15 protein-coding genes are annotated in these 18,414 nt (G+C 61.4%); 4 read left to right on the top strand and 11 right to left on the bottom strand.

What is annotated here, in order from left to right:
- Positions 1–31: 31 nt before the first annotated feature.
- Complete coding sequence (locus BLW11_RS05275) at positions 32–544, bottom strand: dihydrofolate reductase (protein ID WP_048361289.1); 513 nt, start codon at positions 542–544, stop codon at positions 32–34.
- A gap of 90 nt (positions 545–634) precedes the next feature.
- Here BLW11_RS05275 and BLW11_RS05270 point away from each other — a divergent pair, with 90 nt between their 5' ends.
- Together BLW11_RS05270 and BLW11_RS05265 are read left to right on the top strand one after the other, a co-directional pair.
- The gene (locus tag BLW11_RS05270) at positions 635–2,017 is read left to right on the top strand and encodes a DUF2868 domain-containing protein (protein ID WP_048361290.1); all 1,383 of its coding nucleotides are present in this window, start codon (positions 635–637) and stop codon (positions 2,015–2,017) included.
- Positions 2,010–3,374, top strand: a complete 1,365-nt coding sequence (locus BLW11_RS05265) for a GTPase/DUF3482 domain-containing protein (RefSeq protein ID WP_048361291.1) — start codon at positions 2,010–2,012, stop codon at positions 3,372–3,374. The genes BLW11_RS05270 and BLW11_RS05265 overlap by 8 nt, the downstream gene beginning before the upstream one ends.
- Before the next feature lie 103 nt (positions 3,375–3,477).
- Here BLW11_RS05265 and BLW11_RS05260 read toward each other — a convergent pair whose 3' ends face one another.
- The 7 genes from BLW11_RS05260 to BLW11_RS05230 form a co-directional block, all read right to left on the bottom strand.
- Complete coding sequence (locus tag BLW11_RS05260) at positions 3,478–4,035, bottom strand: phosphonate degradation HD-domain oxygenase (protein ID WP_048361292.1); 558 nt, start codon at positions 4,033–4,035, stop codon at positions 3,478–3,480.
- Positions 4,035–5,168, bottom strand: coding sequence for a TIGR03364 family FAD-dependent oxidoreductase (locus BLW11_RS05255; RefSeq protein ID WP_048361293.1), 1,134 nt, complete (start codon positions 5,166–5,168; stop codon positions 4,035–4,037). The genes BLW11_RS05260 and BLW11_RS05255 overlap by 1 nt, the downstream gene beginning before the upstream one ends.
- Positions 5,169–5,308: 140 nt before the next feature.
- Complete coding sequence (locus tag BLW11_RS05250; protein ID WP_048361294.1) at positions 5,309–6,331, bottom strand: putative 2-aminoethylphosphonate ABC transporter substrate-binding protein; 1,023 nt, start codon at positions 6,329–6,331, stop codon at positions 5,309–5,311.
- 47 nt (positions 6,332–6,378) lie between these two features.
- A complete protein-coding gene (locus tag BLW11_RS05245) occupies positions 6,379–8,103 on the bottom strand; it encodes a putative 2-aminoethylphosphonate ABC transporter permease subunit (protein ID WP_048361295.1) in 1,725 nt (574 codons plus the stop codon).
- Between the two features lies 1 nt (position 8,104).
- Positions 8,105–9,181: a putative 2-aminoethylphosphonate ABC transporter ATP-binding protein gene (locus BLW11_RS05240; RefSeq protein ID WP_048361296.1), complete on the bottom strand. Its 1,077-nt coding sequence runs from the start codon at positions 9,179–9,181 to the stop codon at positions 8,105–8,107.
- 310 nt (positions 9,182–9,491) lie between these two features.
- Positions 9,492–10,355 carry a LysR family transcriptional regulator gene (locus BLW11_RS05235; protein ID WP_048361297.1) on the bottom strand — a complete coding sequence of 288 codons (864 nt, stop codon included), beginning with the start codon at positions 10,353–10,355 and terminating at the stop codon, positions 9,492–9,494.
- A 16-nt stretch (positions 10,356–10,371) separates the two neighbouring features.
- Positions 10,372–12,654 (bottom strand): heavy metal translocating P-type ATPase, encoded by a 2,283-nt coding sequence (locus BLW11_RS05230; RefSeq protein WP_048361298.1) that lies wholly within the window; start codon positions 12,652–12,654, stop codon positions 10,372–10,374.
- Between the two features lie 86 nt (positions 12,655–12,740).
- Between BLW11_RS05230 and cadR the strand changes: the two genes are divergently transcribed.
- Positions 12,741–13,190 (top strand): Cd(II)/Pb(II)-responsive transcriptional regulator, encoded by a 450-nt coding sequence (gene cadR / locus BLW11_RS05225; RefSeq protein WP_048361299.1) that lies wholly within the window; start codon positions 12,741–12,743, stop codon positions 13,188–13,190.
- 92 nt (positions 13,191–13,282) lie between these two features.
- Here the strand turns inward: cadR and BLW11_RS05220 are convergent, their stop codons facing one another.
- Together BLW11_RS05220 and lgt are read right to left on the bottom strand one after the other, a co-directional pair.
- Positions 13,283–14,254, bottom strand: a complete 972-nt coding sequence (locus BLW11_RS05220) for a thymidylate synthase (RefSeq protein WP_048361300.1) — start codon at positions 14,252–14,254, stop codon at positions 13,283–13,285.
- 53 nt (positions 14,255–14,307) lie between these two features.
- Positions 14,308–15,111 (bottom strand): prolipoprotein diacylglyceryl transferase, encoded by an 804-nt coding sequence (gene lgt, locus BLW11_RS05215; protein WP_048361301.1) that lies wholly within the window; start codon positions 15,109–15,111, stop codon positions 14,308–14,310.
- Positions 15,112–15,265: 154 nt separating this feature from the next.
- Here lgt and BLW11_RS05210 point away from each other — a divergent pair, with 154 nt between their 5' ends.
- On the top strand, positions 15,266–16,012 hold the full coding sequence (locus BLW11_RS05210; protein ID WP_048361302.1) for an NRDE family protein: 747 nt from the start codon (positions 15,266–15,268) through the stop codon (positions 16,010–16,012).
- Between the two features lie 116 nt (positions 16,013–16,128).
- Here the strand turns inward: BLW11_RS05210 and ptsP are convergent, their stop codons facing one another.
- Positions 16,129–18,408 (bottom strand): phosphoenolpyruvate--protein phosphotransferase, encoded by a 2,280-nt coding sequence (ptsP, locus tag BLW11_RS05205; protein WP_048361303.1) that lies wholly within the window; start codon positions 18,406–18,408, stop codon positions 16,129–16,131.
- Between the last annotated feature and the right edge of the window lie 6 nt (positions 18,409–18,414).

Here is an 18,414-nt window from a genome sequence, read left to right as displayed (position 1 = left end):
ACGGGAGAGGCGTGGTGAGGGCCTTTTGATCTTAAGCCCTTTCCCACACCTCAAAGCTGAACGCCGGTTTGCCATCTGCCGCCCCGTGCAGCTCTTCTGACACCAGCTTCCACTGCGCCTGATCAAACTCAGGGAACCACGCATCGCCTTCCGGGCTCAGGCCCACCCGCGTCAGGTACAACCGGTCGGCATCCGCCAGGCCCTGGGTGTACAGCTGCGCGCCGCCAATCAACATCACTTCGCTGACGCCCTGCTCGGCTGCCCACTGCTCGGCACGCTCAACAGCGGCCTCCAGGGAGGCAAACACCTCGGCACCTTCGAGCTGCAGATCGGTCTGACGACTGACCACCAGGTTCAAGCGACCCGGCAACGGGCGACCCAGCGAATCCCAGGTTTTGCGACCCATGATGATCGGCTTGCCCAGGGTGGTGGCCTTGAAGTATTTGAAATCCGCAGGCAAATGCCACGGCATGCTGTTGTCGACGCCGATCACGCGGTTTTCAGCGAGTGCCGCGATCAGGCTAAGGGGGAGTGATTTTTTCATGGCGCCGAGGATACCAGAGCGGCCCGCGCCGACAGTACCCCGCCTGACTAACAGCGGTTATGCTCTTTGCTCACTTGAATGGAATGTCGCGTGACTCAACTTTCCCCATTACAACGCCTCTGGTTGACCGAAACCGTGCGCCTGCGCGAAGAACACGCGGGCCCGCTGGACGACCTCGAAGCCAATCGCCGTGCCCGAACCTCGGCAGGCGACTTATCCACACGCCTGCAAAACCGCGCCCTGTGGCTGGCCGAACGTGATGGCTTGCTCAGTGCCATGCAGCACTGGTTGCAAGGTGCCCGGCTGGCGCTGTTGGTGCTGGCCGTACTGGCCGTGATCAGTGGCGCCGGTCTTGCATTCGCGGCCCTGGGCGACGGGCAAACCCCGGTCAATGTGTTCTGGGCACTGGGCAGTTTGCTCGGGATCAATCTGATCCTGCTTCTGAGCTGGGGGCTGGGGCTGCTGTTTGCCGGCGAACACGGTGCCAGCCTGGGCCGCCTGTGGTTGTGGCTCAGCGAGAAATTCGCCCGCGACGCCAAGGCCGCACAATTGGCCCCCGCGTTATTGCTGTTGCTGCAACGGCGAAAACTCAATCGCTGGGCGCTCGGCACACTGGTCAATGGCCTGTGGCTGCTGGCGATGCTCAGCGCGCTGGTGATGCTGCTGTTACTGATGGCCACCCGGCGTTACGGCTTTATCTGGGAAACCACGATTCTGGGCGCCGACGTATTTGTCGCCGCCACCCGCGCCCTCGGTGCACTGCCCAACTGGCTGGGTTTCAGCGTGCCTACCGTGGAGATGATCCGCATCAGCAACGACAGCAGCCTCTACAACAACGAACTGGTGCGCCAGGCATGGGCGGTCTGGCTGGTCGGCGTGGTGCTGATCTACGGCGTGATTCCACGCCTGCTTCTGGCAGCCTTGTGCCTGTGGCGCTGGAGAAGCGGACGCAACGCTTTGCAGCTGGATCTCAACCTGCCCGGCTACAGCCAGTTGCGTGAGCCCCTGATGCCCAGCAGCGAGCGTCTGGGCATCAACGACCGCGCCCCCGAGCAATTGCACAACGTGCAGGCCGGGCACAGCGACCTGCAAACCGATGGCGCATTGATCGTGGCCATTGAGCTGGACGACCAGCACCCGTGGCCACCCAAATTGCCCGCCACGGTCAAGGACGCGGGCATTCTCGACAGCCGCGAGTCCCGGCAAAAACTGCTCGAACAAATGACCCGCTTCCCCCCGGCGCGGCTGGCCATTGCCTGCGACCCGCGTCGCTCGCCGGATCGCGGCAGCCTGGCGCTGATCGGCGAGCTGGCTCGCAGTGCCAGCGAAACCCGCGTGTGGCTGCTGCAAGCCCCGCCCGGTCAGGCGCTGGACGCCGATCGCCTGGGCGACTGGCACACCGCGCTGCAACAACTGGGGCTGCCTTTCGCCGCCAGCGCGCCCTTGAACTGGCTGGAGACAGGCCATGACTAAGCCACTCACGCTGGCCGTAGTCGGCCACACCAATGTCGGCAAAACCTCATTGCTGCGCACCCTGACCCGGGATGTCGGCTTTGGCGAAGTGTCCCATCGCCCCAGTACCACGCGCCATGTCGAAGGCGCACGGCTCTCGGTAGACGGCGAGCCGTTGCTGGAGCTGTACGACACGCCGGGGCTGGAAGATGCCATCGCCCTGCTCGACTACCTCGAGCGCCTCGACCACCCCGGCGAACGCCTTGATGGCCCGGCGCGGGTGGCACGGTTTCTCGAAGGCAGCGAGGCGCGCCAGCGTTTTGAGCAGGAAGCCAAAGTACTGCGCCAACTGCTGGCATCGGATGCGGGACTGTATGTGATCGACGCCCGCGAGCCGGTACTGGCCAAGTACCGCGACGAACTCCGTGTGCTCGCCAGTTGCGGCAGACCGCTGCTGCCGGTACTCAATTTTGTCAGCAGCCCGCAGCATCGCGAACCCGAGTGGCGCGAAGCTCTGGCACGACTGGGCTTGCATGCACTGGTGCGGTTTGACAGCGTGGCCCCGCCTGAAGATGGCGAGCGTCGTTTGTATGAAAGCCTGGCCCTGCTGCTGGAACATTCACGGGGGGCGCTGCAGCGTCTGATTACAGACCAGGAGGCCCAACGAGAAGCCCGCAAGCACAGTGCGCTGCGCTTGATCGCCGAATTATTGATCGACTGCGCCGCATGTCGACGCAGCGTGGTCAGCGAAAAAGCCGCCGAACAACAGGCCATCCAGCAACTGCGTGAAGCGATCCGTCAGCGTGAGCAGCGCTGCGTTGAGGCAATGCTCAAACTGTATGGCTTTCGCACCAGCGATGCAGCCGCCAGTGACTTGCCGTTGCTCGATGGGCGCTGGGGCGATGACTTGTTCAACCCCGAAACCCTCAAGCACTTGGGTGTTCGGGTCGGTAGCGGGATTGCCGCAGGCGCGGCGGCCGGGGCTGGAGTGGACCTGATGGTCGGCGGCCTGACCCTGGGCGCAGCCGCATTGGCCGGGGCGATTGCCGGCGGGGCGCTGCAAACCGCACGCAGCTACGGCAGCCGCTTGCTGGGCAAGCTCAAGGGCCAGCGTGAGTTGACGGTGGACGACAGCGTGTTGCGCCTGCTGGCCTTGCGCCAACGACAGTTGCTGCATGCGCTCAATGCCCGTGGGCATGCGGCGGTGGAGAGCATCAAGGTCGCCACCCCGCAGGACAAAACCTGGCGCGAGGGCAAATTGCCCGAAGCCCTGAACAAAGCCCGCGCGCACCCGCAATGGTCGTCGCTCAACCCGCATCCGAAGCTGAACCAGGCTGAGCGCCAGGAGCAGATCGAGGCGTTGGCCGGGCAGATCTAAGTACCGACTCAACCCCCGTGGGAGCGAGCCTGCTCGCGATTGGATCGCTGATACACCGCGTCGTTTGTTTCGCGAGCAGGCTTGCTCCCACAAGAATGGGTGCTTAAGCCTCTAACAGGCGGACGGCCTTGTTCTTGAGGAGTTGCAGGTCGATCAGTGGCACGTGCATTTCCTTGGCCTGCTCATCCCAGACCCGCATGCGCAGGCTGAGCTGGCACAGTGGGTCTTGCTCGAATGCATCCGCCTCGGCCTCGCTCATCACGCCGCCCTGATACCCCAGCGTACGAATACTGGCTTCACTCAGCAGGTCGTAATACCCCGGCTGACGCAAGGTCAGGTAGCGCTTGGCCTGCACGTGGTACTCCACCAGCTTGGCCAGCCGTTCGCTGAAGCCTGCACGGCGCAAATAGCGGGCGCCTACCAGCTCATGACTGACCACACCATATCCGCCCATGTTCTGTGCATTATTGCCGCAGAAGTGGCCAATATCGTGAAAGAACGCCGCCAGGATCACTTCATCATCACAGCCCTCATTCAGCGCAAGCTGCGCGGCCTGGGACATATGCTCGATTTGCGACACCGGCTCGCCGATGTAATCGTCAGTGCCGTATTGCTGATACAAGCCAAAAACGTCTTCAACCACTTGCTGCGCGTGAGTCATCACCTCTCCTCCAGCAACCGGGCGATATTGCCCTCGGCCATCGCCGGGCCCACGCTCATGCCGACGCCGGAGTGCATCAGCGCCGCATTCAAGCCGGGCGCCACCTCCAGCCAGGAGAACGGCTTGGCCCCTTTCGCACCATAGACCCCCTGCCAGCGCTCGACCACCCGGACTTCACAGCCAAGGGTTTCTTCGCAGAGTTGCAGCATCCAGTTATCCACCTGTTCACCGTTAAAGGGCGATGGATCCCGGCCGTAATCGTGAGAATCACCGACAATCAGGTCGCCGTAAGGGGTTGGGCTGATCAGTAGATGAATGCCGTGCTGATCCAGATGCGGGCTGTCGCGCAGAATTTCGTTCTGCACCGCCGCCGCTTGCGGCAGGTCGGCAAAGGCGCCGTAATGCACACAGCTCAACCCGGTCATCAGGGCGTGTTGCAGCTTCAAATCGACTTTGGGTCGCACGCGCAGCATTTGCAGGCGGCAAATCTGCGGACTGAGTTTGGCCAGCGGCTCAGCCAGCAACGTCAGGTAATCGTGACCCGAACACACAATCACCTGTGAACCCTTGAAACTGCCCGCTGTGGTGTGGACCTGACCGGGCTCGACGTCGCGCACCAGGGTCGAAAAATGAAACTCGACACCCAGGTCACGCTGCAGATACGCAATCAATGCCGGAATCGCTTCCCGGGAATAGACCTGCTGGTCGTCCAGACCATGCAACGCAGCACGGTGATGGCTGAATTGACCGCCGTACAGCGCGTCCATTTCTGCACCGCGCAGCAGTTCGGCGCGATAGCCAAATTCGCGAGCCCGGCCTTGGCAGAAAGCATCCAGCAAGTGCTCTTCGGCTTCGGTGCGGGCGAACAGGTATGAGCCATTACGCTTGAGCTCAAAGCCTGCGCGCGGTGCCCAGTCAGCCCAAATGCTGCGGCTGGCACGGGCCAGATCGAGCATCACGCCGGGAGGTTGGCCGGTGACCAGTGCCTGGCCAAAGTTGCGTACCGAAGCACCCAAGGGCGTGGCGGTGCGCTCGAATACGCGCACCTTGAGCCCGCGTCTTGCAGCGGCGTAGGCATGGGACAAGCCCAGAATGCCAGCGCCGACGATAAGGATTGAATCGGATTGGGACATCTTGAAGTCCTTGTATAGCCACAACCCTCACCCCAGCCCTCTCCCAGAGGGAGAGGGGGCAGATTTGAGTCGTACACACTATTCGGGAACACCCCGATCAAGCGCCCTCTCCCTGTGGGAGAGGGTTGGGGTGAGGGGCTTTACTGCGCCACTTTCTCGGACTTGCCGTCATAGCGCTTGCGCCATTCGGCCAGAATGCTGTCGCGGTTCTTGGAGGCCCAGGCGAAGTCGTTTTTGATCAGGCGTTGCTCATAATCGGCCGGCAGTTCCGTCTGTGGCTTGGCAATGCCGGGCTGCGCCAGTACCGCAAAGTTCTCTTTATAAAGCTCCATCGCTGCAGGGCTGGCGGAGAAGTCAGCCAGCTTTTTCGCCGCCTCTTCATGCGGTGTGCCTTTGATCACGGCAGTGGCTTCGATTTCCCAGCCCAGGCCTTCTTTTGGCAACACGATGTCCAGCGGTGCGCCCTGGCGCTTGAGCTGCACGGCCGGGTATTCAAACGAAATGCCGATCGGGAACTCACCCGAGGCCGCCAGCTTGCACGGCTTGGAACCCGAGTGGACGTACTGGCCGATGTTCTGGTGCAGATCATCCATGAACTGCCAGCCCTGCTTCTCACCGAAGGTTTGCAGCCACGCACTCACGTCCAGAAAACCGGTGCCGGACGAAGCCGGGTTAGGCATGACGATCTTGCCCTTGTACTCGGGCTTGGTCAGGTCTTGCCAGCTCACCGGCTTGGTCAGGCCCTGCTTTTCGGCTTCGATGGTGTTGAAGCAAATGGTGGCGGCCCACACGTCCATCCCCACCCAGGCAGGCGGGTTGGCCGTATCGCGGTAGTTGGCGCCGATCTTGGCCAGGTCTTTGGGCGCATAGCTTTGCAGCATGCCCTGCTGGTCGAGGATCGCCAGGCTGGACGCGGCCAGCCCCCACACTGCATCCGCTTGCGGGCGGGCTTTCTCAGCCAGCAACTTGGCCGTGATGATGCCGGTGGAGTCGCGCACCCACTTGATCTCGACGTCCGGGTTGGCCTTCTCAAAAGCCTGCTTATAGGTTTTGAGCTGCTCGGCTTCGAGGGCCGTGTACACGGTCAGCTCGGTTTTGGCAGCAAACGCGTTGAAGCTAAAAGCAGTGAGGACAGCAGCGGCAAGAGCAAGTGGCTTGAACATGGTGCGGTTCCTTTTAGGTGGTAGGGGCTGGATTGAGAGGGCACGAATCATTGAGCAGGAGCGCCCTGGCGCCAGGCCTGGGAGCGGCGCAGCAGGCCGCGCGAAGCCCAGGCCAGCAGCAGGGACACACCTGCCGAGGTGAACAGGATCAGGGTCGACATGGCCGCCGCGCCGCCCACGTTGCCGGCGTCGTCCATGTTCAGCACCGCCACCGCCGCCAGGATGGTGTCGGGGCTGTAGAGGAAGATCGCCGCTGACACGGTGGTCATCGCCGAGACAAACAGGTAGCGGATGATGTCCAGCAGCGCCGGCAGGCAGATCGGTACGGTGACGCGCCAGTAATGGCGATACAGAGGGGCCTTGAGCGACAGCGCAGCAGCTTCGAATTCGCCGTCGAGCTGACGCAGTGCCGTCGTGGCGGTCATTTGTGCGGTGGTCAAATAGTGAGCAATGGTGCACACCACCAGCAGAGTCATGGTGCCGTAGAGCACGTGAAGCGGGTTGCCGGGCAAGTTGAAAAAGAACACGTAGCCCAGGCCAAGCACCAGGCCGGGCACCGCCATCGGCACAAAGCTGAGCATGCGCAGGGCCAGGTTGAGTCCTTTCTGGCCCTTGGTTTTCTCCATCAGATAGGCACCGGTGAAGATGACCGCACTGCCGATCAAGGCCGTACACACCGCCATCGTCACGCTGTTGCGATAGGCCAGCCAGCCGCCGCCGGCCGTGTCGTTGAATTGGTAGTGGTTGAGCGACAAGGACAGGTTGTACGGCCAGAACTTGACCAGCGACGAGTACACCGCCATGCCGAATACCAGCAGCAAAATGGCGCAGATCAGCAGCACGATGGTCAGGTAGCAGCGGTCACGCACTTTGGAAGGCACTGGTTTGAACACCTGGGCGCGGCCACTCATGGAATCGCCATGCTGGCGGCGCAGCCAGGCATCGACCCCGAAGCTGAACAACGCAGGCAGTAGCAAGACCATGCCGATCAGCGCGCCGCGACCGAATTGCTGCTGCCCGACCACGGCCTTGTAGGCTTCCAGCGCCAGCACTTGATAGTCGCCGCCCACTACAACGGGCACACCGAAGTCGGTGATGGTCAGGGTGAACACCAGGCAGAACGCCGCGAACACGGCCTGTTTGGTGCCTGGCCAGGTGATGCTGCGAAAGGCTTTAAACGGACCGGCGCCCATGCTCGATGCCGCGTCAAACAAGCGCGCATCGGCCAGCGACAAGGCCGACAGCAAAATCATCAACGCGTGGGGGAAGGTATAAATCACTTCACCGAGCACGATCCCCCAGAAGCCGTAGATGTTGTCCGAAATGAGCCCGCGCAACATGCCCTGGTTACCGAACAGGTAAACCAGCGCAATGCCCGGCAACATCGACGGAGCCATCAGCGGCAACAGCGACATCCCGCGCCAGATACGCTTGCCGGGGATCATGGTGCGTTGCAGGGCGTAGGCAAACAGGTATGCCAGCGGTACAACAATTGCCGCTACGCTGAGCGCAACTTTGAGGCTATTGCCCACCAGCCAGTGGAAGTTATCGCTGGTGACCAGCTCCCGTGCGGCGACCCAACCGCCGCCCTGGCCATCTTCGGCACTGAACCCGCGCCAGAAAATCGCCAGCAACGGCATCAGCACCGCGACGCCCAACAGCAGCAGCAACAGCAGCTTGCCGCCCACGACGAAGATGCGGTCACCGAGCTCCGCCTTCGAGGCTTTGCGGGTCACTTTGCCGGGTAACGGCAAGGTCATTTGCGCGGCCATATCAGGCAAACACCTGCAGGCTGCCCGGCGGCAGGGCGACAAAAATGTCCGGAGCGCCAAGGCGCGGCAAGTCCTGGCTGCCGACTTCGGCGGTCAGCGCATGGCCCGGCAAATGGTTGAGCTCAAAACTCATGCGGCACCGGTTGCCCAGAAAGGTGATTTCACGCACCCGCGCCGGGAACAGGTTTTCCTGGTGCAGCACCGGGTTGACGCTGATGGCTTCGGGGCGACAGAACAAACGGCCCGAGGCGGCCCGCCCGGCGTCGTCTGCCAGACGCATGTTCATCCCGCCCACCTGCGCGTGGCTGTCACTGCTGCGCTGGAATGGAAGCCAGTTGCCCTGCCCGACAAACTCGGCGACAAACGGCGTGGCGGGTTTGTCGTAGATTTCTTGCGGGGTGGCGTATTGCTCGACCTTGCCGTTGTTCATCACGGCGATGCGGTCAGCCATCAACATGGCTTCGTCCTGGTTGTGGGTCACCATCAAGGTGGTGATCCCCAGGCTGCGCTGCAGTTGGCGCAGCTCGGTACACAGGTGCTCACGTACCCGGGCATCCAGCGCCGACATCGGCTCGTCGAGCAACAGCAAGGACGGCGACGGCGCCAGCGCGCGGGCCAGGGCAACACGTTGCTGCTGGCCGCCGGAAAGCTGGCCAGGGAACTTCTTTTCGCTGCCGGTCAGGCCCACCAGCTCCAGCATGTCGCCAACCCGCTTGCGCACCACATCGCGATTGCTGCCGGCCAGGCCGTAGGCGATGTTGGCTTCAACGCTCAGATTGGGGAACAGGGCGTAGGACTGAAACAGAATCCCGTAATCTCGGGCTTGAGGGGCGAGATCGGACACATCGCGCTCACCGAGGTACAACGCACCGTTGTCCTGGCGCTCCAGCCCTGCGATGCAACGCAACAGCGTGGTCTTGCCGCAGCCGGAAGGCCCGAGCAGACACACCAACTCGCCTGCGGCCACGTCCAGCGAGACGTTGTCCAGCGCGGTAAAGGCGCCAAAGCGCTTGCTCACATTGCGCACCTTCATCGGTACGCCGGGTTGGGTCAAAGCGGTTGCGTTCGAGCGGTTCATGGATGCACCTCATCAAGCAGATGGGGGTCATCCTAGAGACGCAATGCGTACAAGATGTGGCAGCAAGGCCAAAGCTGCCGATAGTGGTATTGGTGGATTTGGGTAGTGAACGCCTTAAGCAATCTGATCCCTGTAGATACTCTGTTGTAGGTCAAGCCCTACTGTGGGAGCGAGCAGGCTCGCGCCCACAGTTGCCGTTGTCCTGTAGCCGCTGCCGAAGGCTGCGATCGAGCCCGCAGGGGTCGCGCTGTTTCAAGAGCAAAGGTCCTTCGGCCCTTATCGCCGCCTTCGGCAGCGGCTACAAAAAATCTCAGGCCGGGGCCATTTCCTGCGCCAGCCCCAGAAATGCCGCGGGCAAACGCGCCGATTTGCGCTCTTTGAGGCAGTACAGATATTCGTGAATGACCGGCGCATTTTCCAGGGTCAGCACCCGAAGCTGCGGGTCGTGGGGCACCTCTTGCCGGGCAATGATGCTGATGCCGATGTTGCGCAATACCGCCTCGCGGATCGACTCGCGGCTGCCAATCTCCAGCAATGGGCCAAAACTCACACCGGCGCTTTCAAGCAGTTCTTCTGTCAGCTTGCGCGTGGTCGAGCCCTGTTCGCGCATCAACAGGCAATGCCCCGCCAGCGCACTCAATGGCACGTGTTCGAGCTTGGCCAGCGGGTGATTGCGATGCACCGCCAGCACCAGCGGATCGGTGCCGAGTACGCGGCGAATCAGGCGCGGGTCCTCCAGTAACTGCGACGAAGCGGCGATGTCGACCCGGTATTCATCCAGCGCTTCAAGCACCTGCTGGGAGTTGCCGATGTCCACCGACACTTCGATCTGCGGCAAGCGCTCTCGAAAGGCCTTCACCAGATCGAGGATGTAATACGGCGCCGTGGCGGCGATGCGCAAGGTGCCCATACCCTGACCGCTGTTGCGCAAAAAGAACTCAATGTCGGCTTCTTGCTGGAGCAGCGCCTTGACCATCGGCAGCAAGCGCACACCCTCATCGCTGAGGGTCAGGCGCCGTGCGCCGCGATAGAACAGCTCCACGGCGTACTTGCTTTCGAGGTTGCGGATTTGCGTGGTCACAGTCGGCTGGCTAAGCCCGAGCTTTTTCGCGGCCTGAGTAATGCTGCCCAACTGGGCCACCCGGTAAAACGCTTTCAGCTCGGCACTTAACACTGCGGCCTCTCTTGTTCTATTTGCGCAACAGGCGCAAACCGTTGAATACCACCAACAGGCTGACGCCCATGTCGGCAAACACGGCCATCCACATGGTGGCCATACCGAGGAAGGTTACCGCAAGAAAGATCGCTTTGATGACCAATGCCAGGGCAATGTTCTGCTTCAGGATGCTGGAGGTTTGGCGTGACAGGCGAATGAATGCCGGGATCTTGCGCAGATCGTCGTCCATCAGGGCGACATCCGCCGTCTCAATCGCAGTATCTGTACCTGCCGCGGCCATCGCAAAACCAATCTCGGCGCGGGCCAGGGCCGGGGCGTCGTTGATCCCGTCACCCACCATGCCCACGTGATGACCTTTGGCGTACAGGGCTTCGATCGCCTTGAGCTTGTCCTCCGGCAGCAAGTTGCCTTGCGCTTCGTCGATGCCGACCTGGGCCGCAATGGCACTGGCGGTGTGCGGGTTATCGCCGGTCAGCATCAAGGTTTTGATGCCCAGTTCATGCAACTCCCGAATCGCTTCGCGACTGGTTTCCTTGACGGTGTCTGCCACCGCAAAAAGCGCCATCGGGCCTGAGTTGTCACACAGCAAGATGACCGTTTTGCCCTGCTCTTCCAGCGCAAAGAGTTTGGCTTCAAGGGCAGGCGAGCACAGGCCCAGCTCCTCTACCAGACGATGGTTGCCCAGGTGGTAAAGCTTGCCGTCAATCTCGCCTCGCACACCGCGCCCCGCCAGGGCGGCAAAGTTATCCACAGCGCTCAATTGCAGGTTTTTATCCACAGCCGCAGTGGCCACGGCCAGTGAGACCGGGTGATCGGAGCGCGAGGCAAGGCTCGCGGCCAACACTACGGCGCTGTCGGTGACCAACGGATCAAGGGGCAGGTAGTCGGTTTGCACCGGCTTGCCGTGGGTGATGGTGCCGGTCTTGTCGAGGGCCAGAAAGTCGAGTTTGTGGCCGCTTTCGAGGTACACACCGCCCTTGACCAAAATCCCCTTGCGGGCCGCTGCTGCCAGGCCGCTGACGATGGTGACCGGAGTCGAGATCACCAGCGCACACGGGCACGCCACCACCAGCAACACCAGAGCGCGGTAGATCCAGTCGAACCATACGCCGCCCATGAACAGGGGCGGGATCACGGCCACTGCCAAGGCAAACACGAACACCAGCGGGGTATAGATTTTCGAGAAGCTGTCGACGAAACGCTGGGTAGGCGCCCGTGAGCCCTGGGCTTGCTCCACGGCGTGGATGATGCGCGCCAGCGTCGAGTTGTTGGCCGCAGCCGTCACCCGGTACTCCAGGGCACCGGCCTGGTTGATGGTGCCCGCGAAGACTTTATCGCCAATGGTTTTTTCGATCGGCAGGCTTTCGCCGGTAATCGGCGCCTGATCGATGGTCGAACTGCCCGCGATCACTTCGCCGTCCAGGCCGATCCGCTCGCCGGGGCGCACCCGCACGACGGCGCCAAGCGCGATGTCTTTGACCTCAAGCTCAACCCAGGTGCCATCCGCCTGTTGCACGGTGGCTTTGTCTGGCGCCATTTGCATCAGCCCGCTGATGGCATTGCGTGCGCGGTCGAGGGATTTGGCCTCGATCAACTCGGCCACGGTAAACAGGAACATCACCATGGCGGCTTCTGGCCATTGGCCGATCAGCACCGCGCCGGTCACGGCGATGCTCATCAGCGCGTTGATATTCAGGTTGAGGTTTTTAAGGGCAATCCAGCCCTTTTTGTAGGTGGTGAGGCCGCCGCTGAGGATCGACACCAGCGCCACCAACGCAATCACCCAGGTCGGCGCCGCATCGGTGAAGTGCAGCACTTCAGCCGCCAACGCCCCCACACCGGCCACCGCCAGCGGCCACCAATGCTTCTTGGCCGGTGGCGCCGCGGCGCCTACCCCGGGCTCCAGCGGATCGGCCTGCATGCCGAGGGATTTGATCGCCTCGACAATCGGGTCCGTGGACGGCAGGTCGTGGGTCACGCCCAGCACCCGGTTGATCAGGTTGAATTCCAGTTGCTGCACACCCGCCAGCTTGCCCAGTTTGTTCTGGATCAGCGTTTGTTCGGTGGGGCAGTCCATGGCCTCGATGCGAAAGTTGCTCAGGCGAGCGCCCGCTGTCGGGGCGCCACCGAGCTTGACGATGCTGGGTGCCTCAGCCGCCGAGCAGCAGCTGCCGGCATGGCTGGCGTGGTCATGCTTCGCGCCATGATCGTGATCGTGATCGTGATCGTGATCGTGATCGTGATCGTGATCATGATCATGGGGATGTTTGTGCGGGGTGTGAATGGAATCGCTCATCAGGTTGCGTCCGGAAAAGGTGCCTGTTGCCAAGTAAAGACCCTGTAGCCACTATAGGGTCAAGCAACCTTTCGGAGATAAACGCGATGAAAATTGGTGAACTGGCGAAATTGACCGACTGTCAGGTCGAAACCATCCGTTATTACGAGCGCGAAGGGTTGCTGCCGGAACCTGCGCGCAGTGAAGGCAATTACCGCTTGTACACCCAGGCCCACGTGGAGCGACTGACGTTTATCCGCAATTGCCGCAGCCTGGACATGACCCTTGAAGAGATCCGCAGCCTGCTCAACCTGCGTGACAGCCCGCAGGACCAGTGCGAAAGCGTGAACGCACTGATCGACGAGCACATCCACCACGTCAAGGCGCGGATCGACGGCTTACTGGCGTTGCAGACACAACTGCTCGACCTGCGCCAGCGATGTGGCGAAGGGCCGAACGGGGAACATTGCGGGATTTTGCAGCGGCTGGAAGTCAGCGGATCGGTCAGCACGCCGGAAGGCGAGCCCAGCCATGTGGGCAGAAGCCACGGGCATTAAAGCAAATAGACCACTCCCCTTGTGGGAGCGAGCCTGCTCGCGAAGGCCTCAACAAGACTTTCGCGAGCAGGCTCGCTCCCACAGGGATGCAGTTACACCGCCATCGGCGCGGTCATGGGTGCGTGGTGCTGGTAGCCTTCGAGGCTGAAGTCACTCGGCTCGATCAGGCCCAGCCACTCTGGCTGGTAGACGCCCGTCTTGGCGAATTCCGGCACACGGTCCGAGATCACCAGTTTTGGCATCGGGAACGGTTCGCGGGTCAGCTGCTCATTGAGCATGTCCAGGTGGTTTTCATACACATGGGCATCGCCGATGAAGTAGGTGAACCAGCGCGGCGTGTACCCGGTCAGGCGGCCGATCAGGCTCAGCAGAGCAGCCCCTTCGGTCAGGTTGAACGGCGTGCCCAGGCCCAGGTCATTGGAACGGATGTAGAGGGTCAGGGAGATTTCCTTCGTCTCGACATTCGGGTGGAACTGGTACAGCAAATGGCACGGTGGCAGGGCCATTTCGTCGAGCTGGGCGCAGTTCCAGCCGTGGAACAGAATACGGCGGCTGCCTGGGTCATTGATGATGGTGTCCACACACTGGCGCACCTGATCGATGGCCTTGTACAGCACCACGTAGGCCTGGCCGTCTTCTTCACCTTCGGCAATCTGGCGATAGCCCTGGCTCAGGCACAACTCGATGGCCGCCTGATTGCTGCGCTCGATCTGCTTGTAAGCCGGCCATTTGCGCCATTGCACACCGTAGATCTCGCCCAGGTCGTCTTCGCCCTGGCGGAACGGGTTGGCCAGCCATTGGGCGTTTTCGTTGGCGTTCTGGTCCCAAACCTTGCAACCCAGTGCACGGAAATCTGCCGCGCTGTTGACCGGGCGCAGGAAACCGCACATCTCGCCAATCGCAGACTTGAATGCCATGCGGCGGGTGGTGATGGCCGGGAAGCCTTCCTTGAGGTCATAGCGCAACATGGCGCCGGGCAGACTGATGGTCTTAACGCCCGTGCGGTTAGCTTGCAAGGTGCCGTTTTTGATGACGTTGGCAACGAGGTCGAGATATTGCTTCATGGTTTTCCTACCGTTTGAATGCAGGGCTTTTCAAGCCCTGCCATTCGAATTCATTACACAGCTTTGTTAGCCGCTGGATCGCGGTGGTAAGCCCACCAAATCAGGAACAGGCCGCCCGCGATCATCGGGATGCAGAGGATTTGCCCCATCGTCACCCAGCCAAACGCCAGATAGCCTAACTGAGCATCCGGCACTCGGACGAACTCGACGATAAAGCGGAAGATGCCGTAGAACAGGGCGAACATCCCGGAAACCGCCATGGTTGGCCGAGGTTTACGCGAGTACAGCCAAAGAATCAGGAACAGTGCCACACCTTCCAGCGCAAACTGATAAAGCTGCGACGGATGGCGCGCCAGTTGCTGCGGGTCGGTAGGGAAGATCATCGCCCACGGCACGTCAGTGGCCTTGCCCCACAGTTCGGCGTTGATGAAGTTGCCGATACGCCCCGCACCCAGGCCAATCGGCACCACAGGGGCAATAAAGTCCATGATCTGGAAGAACGACTTGCCATTGCGCTTGCCGAACCACCAAACCGCCAGCATCACGCCGATCAGGCCGCCATGGAACGCCATGCCGCCTTTCCACACTTCAAAAATCAGCAGCGGGTTGGCGATGTAGGCGCTCAGGTCGTAAAACAGCACATAACCCAAACGACCACCGACAATCACGCCCATCGCCACCCAAAACACCAGGTCGGAGAGCTTCTCCTTGGTCCAGGTCGGGTCGAAGCGGTTCAAGCGTCGCGAGAGGATCAGCCAGGCTGCACCAATTCCGATCAGGTACATCAAGCCGTACCAATGAATTTTCAGCGGTCCGATGGCCAATGCCACCGGGTCAATCTGCGGATAAGGCAGCATTGCGACTCCTTGTTAGATCAGGAAACTCACACCGGCACAGGACATCGGCGCGGTACACAAACTGGGTCGGCATGGTAACGGAAGACCACTCAATGGCGCGACACGCCGGGGCAATCTATAAGTAGAGTGATTAAAAAAACATTAAGGACTGCCCATGTGTCTGATCGTCTTCGCTTGGCGCCCCGGCCACGCCCAGCCTCTAGTGGTTGCGGCCAACCGCGATGAATTTTATGCACGACCCGCCAAACCCCTTGCACAGTGGGCCAATGCGCCGCAGGTGTACGCCGGGCGCGACCTTGAAGCGGGTGGGACCTGGTTGGGCATTGGTCCCAACGGGCGATTTGCGGCCCTGACCAATATCCGTGAACCCCACAAGCCGCCTTCACGGCGCTCGCGGGGCGAGTTGGTGGCCGACTTTTTGACCGGCAAGCAGTCAGTTGCCGAGTACTTTGCGCACGTTGGCCGACGTTCTCTCGACTACGCCGGTTTTAATCTGCTCCTGGGCACTGGCGATCAACTCTGGCATTTCAACTCCAAAGACCTGGCGCCACAGCCGCTGGGGGCGGGCATCTACGGCTTGTCGAACGCCGGTCTGGATACGCCCTGGCCCAAGCTGCTCAAGGCCAAGGCGGCGTTGGCTGAAGTGCTCAACGATCCGCAACCCCAAGCGCTGCTGGCATTGCTCAAAGACCCGCAAACCGCACCGTTCAGCGAGCTGCCGGACACCGGCGTCGGCCTGGCCACCGAAAGCTTGTTATCGAGTGTGTTTATCGCCAGCCCCAGCTACGGCACCCGCGCCAGCACGGCGTTGATCGTCAATGCAGACGGTTCCAGGGTGATGGTGGAGCACAGCTTCGGGCCGCTTGGCGGGCGGTTGGGAGAAGTGACATTGGCGGTGTGACCCATATTGCAAATACACGCTCTGTGGGAGCGAGCCCGCTCGCGAAGGCTCTTAAAACGCGGTGTTCTTGAGACTTTCGCGAGCGGGCTCGCTCCCACAGGAGGGTGAGAGGCTTTTCAGTACGGTTTGATCGCCGCCGGGTTCATCATGCGGGTCAGCCCCATATTCTTCAGCGCAAGCTGAATGGTGCTGCGAATGACCTGCGGGTTATCGATGGTCATCACTTCGGCCAGCAGTTCCTTGGCGCGGCTCAGGCTGACCTGGCGCAGCATCCATTTCACTTTCGGCAAGTTGGTGGCGTTCATCGACAAGCTGTCAAAACCCATCGCCATCAGCAGGATCGCCGCTGCCGGGTCACCGGCCATTTCACCGCAGATACTCGCCGGTTTGCCTTCAGCATGAGCGTCGCGCACGACCGATTGCAGGGCTTGCAGCACGGCCGGGTGCAGGTAGTCGTACAAATCCGCTACCCGCGGGTTGTTACGGTCCACGGCCAGCAGGTATTGGGTCAGGTCGTTGGAACCCACCGACAGGAAGTCCACCTGGCGCGCCAGTTCCTTGGTCTGGTACACCGCCGCCGGGATTTCGATCATCACGCCAATGGGCGGCATCGGCACATCGGTGCCTTCGTCACGCACTTCACCCCAGGCACGGTGCAGCAGGTGCAGGGCTTCCTCGAGTTCGTGGGTACCGGAGATCATCGGCAGCAAAATACGCAGGTTGTTCAGGCCTTCGCTGGCCTTGAGCATGGCCCGGGCCTGAACCAGAAAGATTTCGGGGTGGTCAAGGGTGACGCGGATCCCGCGCCAGCCGAGGAACGGGTTGTCTTCCTTGATCGGGAAGTACGACAGTGACTTGTCGCCGCCAATGTCCAGGCTGCGCATGGTCACCGGTTGCGGATGGAAGGCGGCAAGTTGCTCGCGATAAATCGCCAGCTGCTCCTTTTCGCTCGGAAAGCGCTGATTGATCATGAACGGCACTTCGGTGCGGTACAGACCTACGCCTTCGGCGCCACGCTGCTGCGCACGCGCCACATCGGCCAGCAGGCCGGTGTTGACCCACAGTGGCATGCGATGCCCGTCCGGGGTGATGCACGGCAGCTCGCGCAGGGCATCGAGGCCCTGGGACAGCTGGCGTTCTTCTTCGACCACTTCAGCGTATTGCTTGCGCAGCACTTCGCTGGGGTTGGTGTAGACCTCCCCGTGGTAGCCGTCGACGATCATCTGAATGCCGTCGACCTTGGAGTACGGCAGGTCGACCAGGCCCATCACTGTCGGGATACCCATGGCCCGGGCCAGGATGGCAACGTGGGAGTTGCCCGAACCCAATACCGACACCAGACCGACCAGCTTGCCCTCAGGCACTTCGCCGAGCATGGTCGCGGTCAGTTCTTCGCTGACCAGAATGGTGTTGTCCGGGTAGACCATGGTTTGCTGGCGATCATGCTGCAAATAGGCCAGCAGACGGCGTCCGAGGTCACGCACATCCGACGCCCGCTCACGCAGGTAGTCGTCGTCCATCAATTCGAAACGGTTGACGTGATCAGTCACCACCTGGCGCAAAGCACCCTGGGCCCACTGACCGGTCTTGATCACATTTTTGACTTCGCTGCCCAGCGACGCATCGTCCAGCATCATCAGATACACGTCGAACAGCGCCTGCTCTTCGGGACGCAACTGGGTAGCGAGCTTTTTCGACACCGCGCGCATGTCGTTGCGCACGCCTTCGAGGGCTGTTTTGAACAGCGCAATTTCGGCAGGAATATCAGTGATGGTCTTGTCAGGGACCACATCCAGATCAGCCGGGGGCAACATGACCACCGCAGTACCGACCGCCGCACCCGGAGAACCTGGTACGCCGACGAATTTGGCTTCCTGGATACCCTTGCCCTGACGCCCCAGACCGCGAATCGAACCCGTTGCTTCGGCGTGGGCAATAACCCCGGCCAGCTGCGCGCTCATGGTCACGAGGAAGGCTTCTTCGCCCTCATCGAACTGACGGCGTTCCTTTTGCTGAATGACCAGAACCCCGACCACGCGACGGTGGTGGATGATCGGCGCCCCCAGGAAAGAGGCATAGCGCTCCTCCCCGGTCTCGGCAAAGTAACGATAGCGCGGGTGATCGGCGGCGTTTTCGAGGTTCAGAGGTTCTTCACGGGTGCCCACAAGGCCGACGAGGCCTTCGTTGGGCGCCATGCTGACTTTGCCGATCGAGCGCTTGTTCAAGCCCTCGGTGGCCATCAGGACAAAACGGTTGGTCTCTGGATCAAGCAAATAGACCGAGCAGACCTGGCTGCTCATGGCCTCTTTGACGCGCAACACAATAATCCCCAACGCCGCCTTGAGATCCTTGGCGGAGTTAACTTCCTGGACGATCTTGCGCAGCGTATTGAGCATGGCTCG

Source organism: Pseudomonas deceptionensis (assembly GCF_900106095.1).
Lineage (GTDB): Bacteria > Pseudomonadota > Gammaproteobacteria > Pseudomonadales > Pseudomonadaceae > Aquipseudomonas > Aquipseudomonas deceptionensis.
This window is presented reverse-complemented; position numbering and strand designations above follow the sequence as displayed.

What these genes read in the sequence shown, in the direction of transcription:
- BLW11_RS05275 (WP_048361289.1), bottom strand. Translation starts at nt 544, where the DNA reads ATGAAAAAATCACTCCCCCTTAGCCTGATCGCGGCACTCGCTGAAAAC.
- BLW11_RS05265 (WP_048361291.1), top strand. Translation starts at nt 2,010, where the DNA reads ATGACTAAGCCACTCACGCTGGCCGTAGTCGGCCACACCAATGTCGGC.
- BLW11_RS05260 (WP_048361292.1), bottom strand. Translation starts at nt 4,035, where the DNA reads ATGACTCACGCGCAGCAAGTGGTTGAAGACGTTTTTGGCTTGTATCAG.
- BLW11_RS05255 (WP_048361293.1), bottom strand. Translation starts at nt 5,168, where the DNA reads ATGTCCCAATCCGATTCAATCCTTATCGTCGGCGCTGGCATTCTGGGC.
- BLW11_RS05250 (WP_048361294.1), bottom strand. Translation starts at nt 6,331, where the DNA reads ATGTTCAAGCCACTTGCTCTTGCCGCTGCTGTCCTCACTGCTTTTAGC.
- BLW11_RS05245 (WP_048361295.1), bottom strand. Translation starts at nt 8,103, where the DNA reads ATGGCCGCGCAAATGACCTTGCCGTTACCCGGCAAAGTGACCCGCAAA.
- BLW11_RS05240 (WP_048361296.1), bottom strand. Translation starts at nt 9,181, where the DNA reads ATGAACCGCTCGAACGCAACCGCTTTGACCCAACCCGGCGTACCGATG.
- BLW11_RS05230 (WP_048361298.1), bottom strand. Translation starts at nt 12,654, where the DNA reads ATGAGCGATTCCATTCACACCCCGCACAAACATCCCCATGATCATGAT.
- cadR (WP_048361299.1), top strand. Translation starts at nt 12,741, where the DNA reads ATGAAAATTGGTGAACTGGCGAAATTGACCGACTGTCAGGTCGAAACC.
- BLW11_RS05220 (WP_048361300.1), bottom strand. Translation starts at nt 14,254, where the DNA reads ATGAAGCAATATCTCGACCTCGTTGCCAACGTCATCAAAAACGGCACC.
- lgt (WP_048361301.1), bottom strand. Translation starts at nt 15,111, where the DNA reads ATGCTGCCTTATCCGCAGATTGACCCGGTGGCATTGGCCATCGGACCG.
- BLW11_RS05210 (WP_048361302.1), top strand. Translation starts at nt 15,266, where the DNA reads ATGTGTCTGATCGTCTTCGCTTGGCGCCCCGGCCACGCCCAGCCTCTA.
- ptsP (WP_048361303.1), bottom strand. Translation starts at nt 18,408, where the DNA reads ATGCTCAATACGCTGCGCAAGATCGTCCAGGAAGTTAACTCCGCCAAG.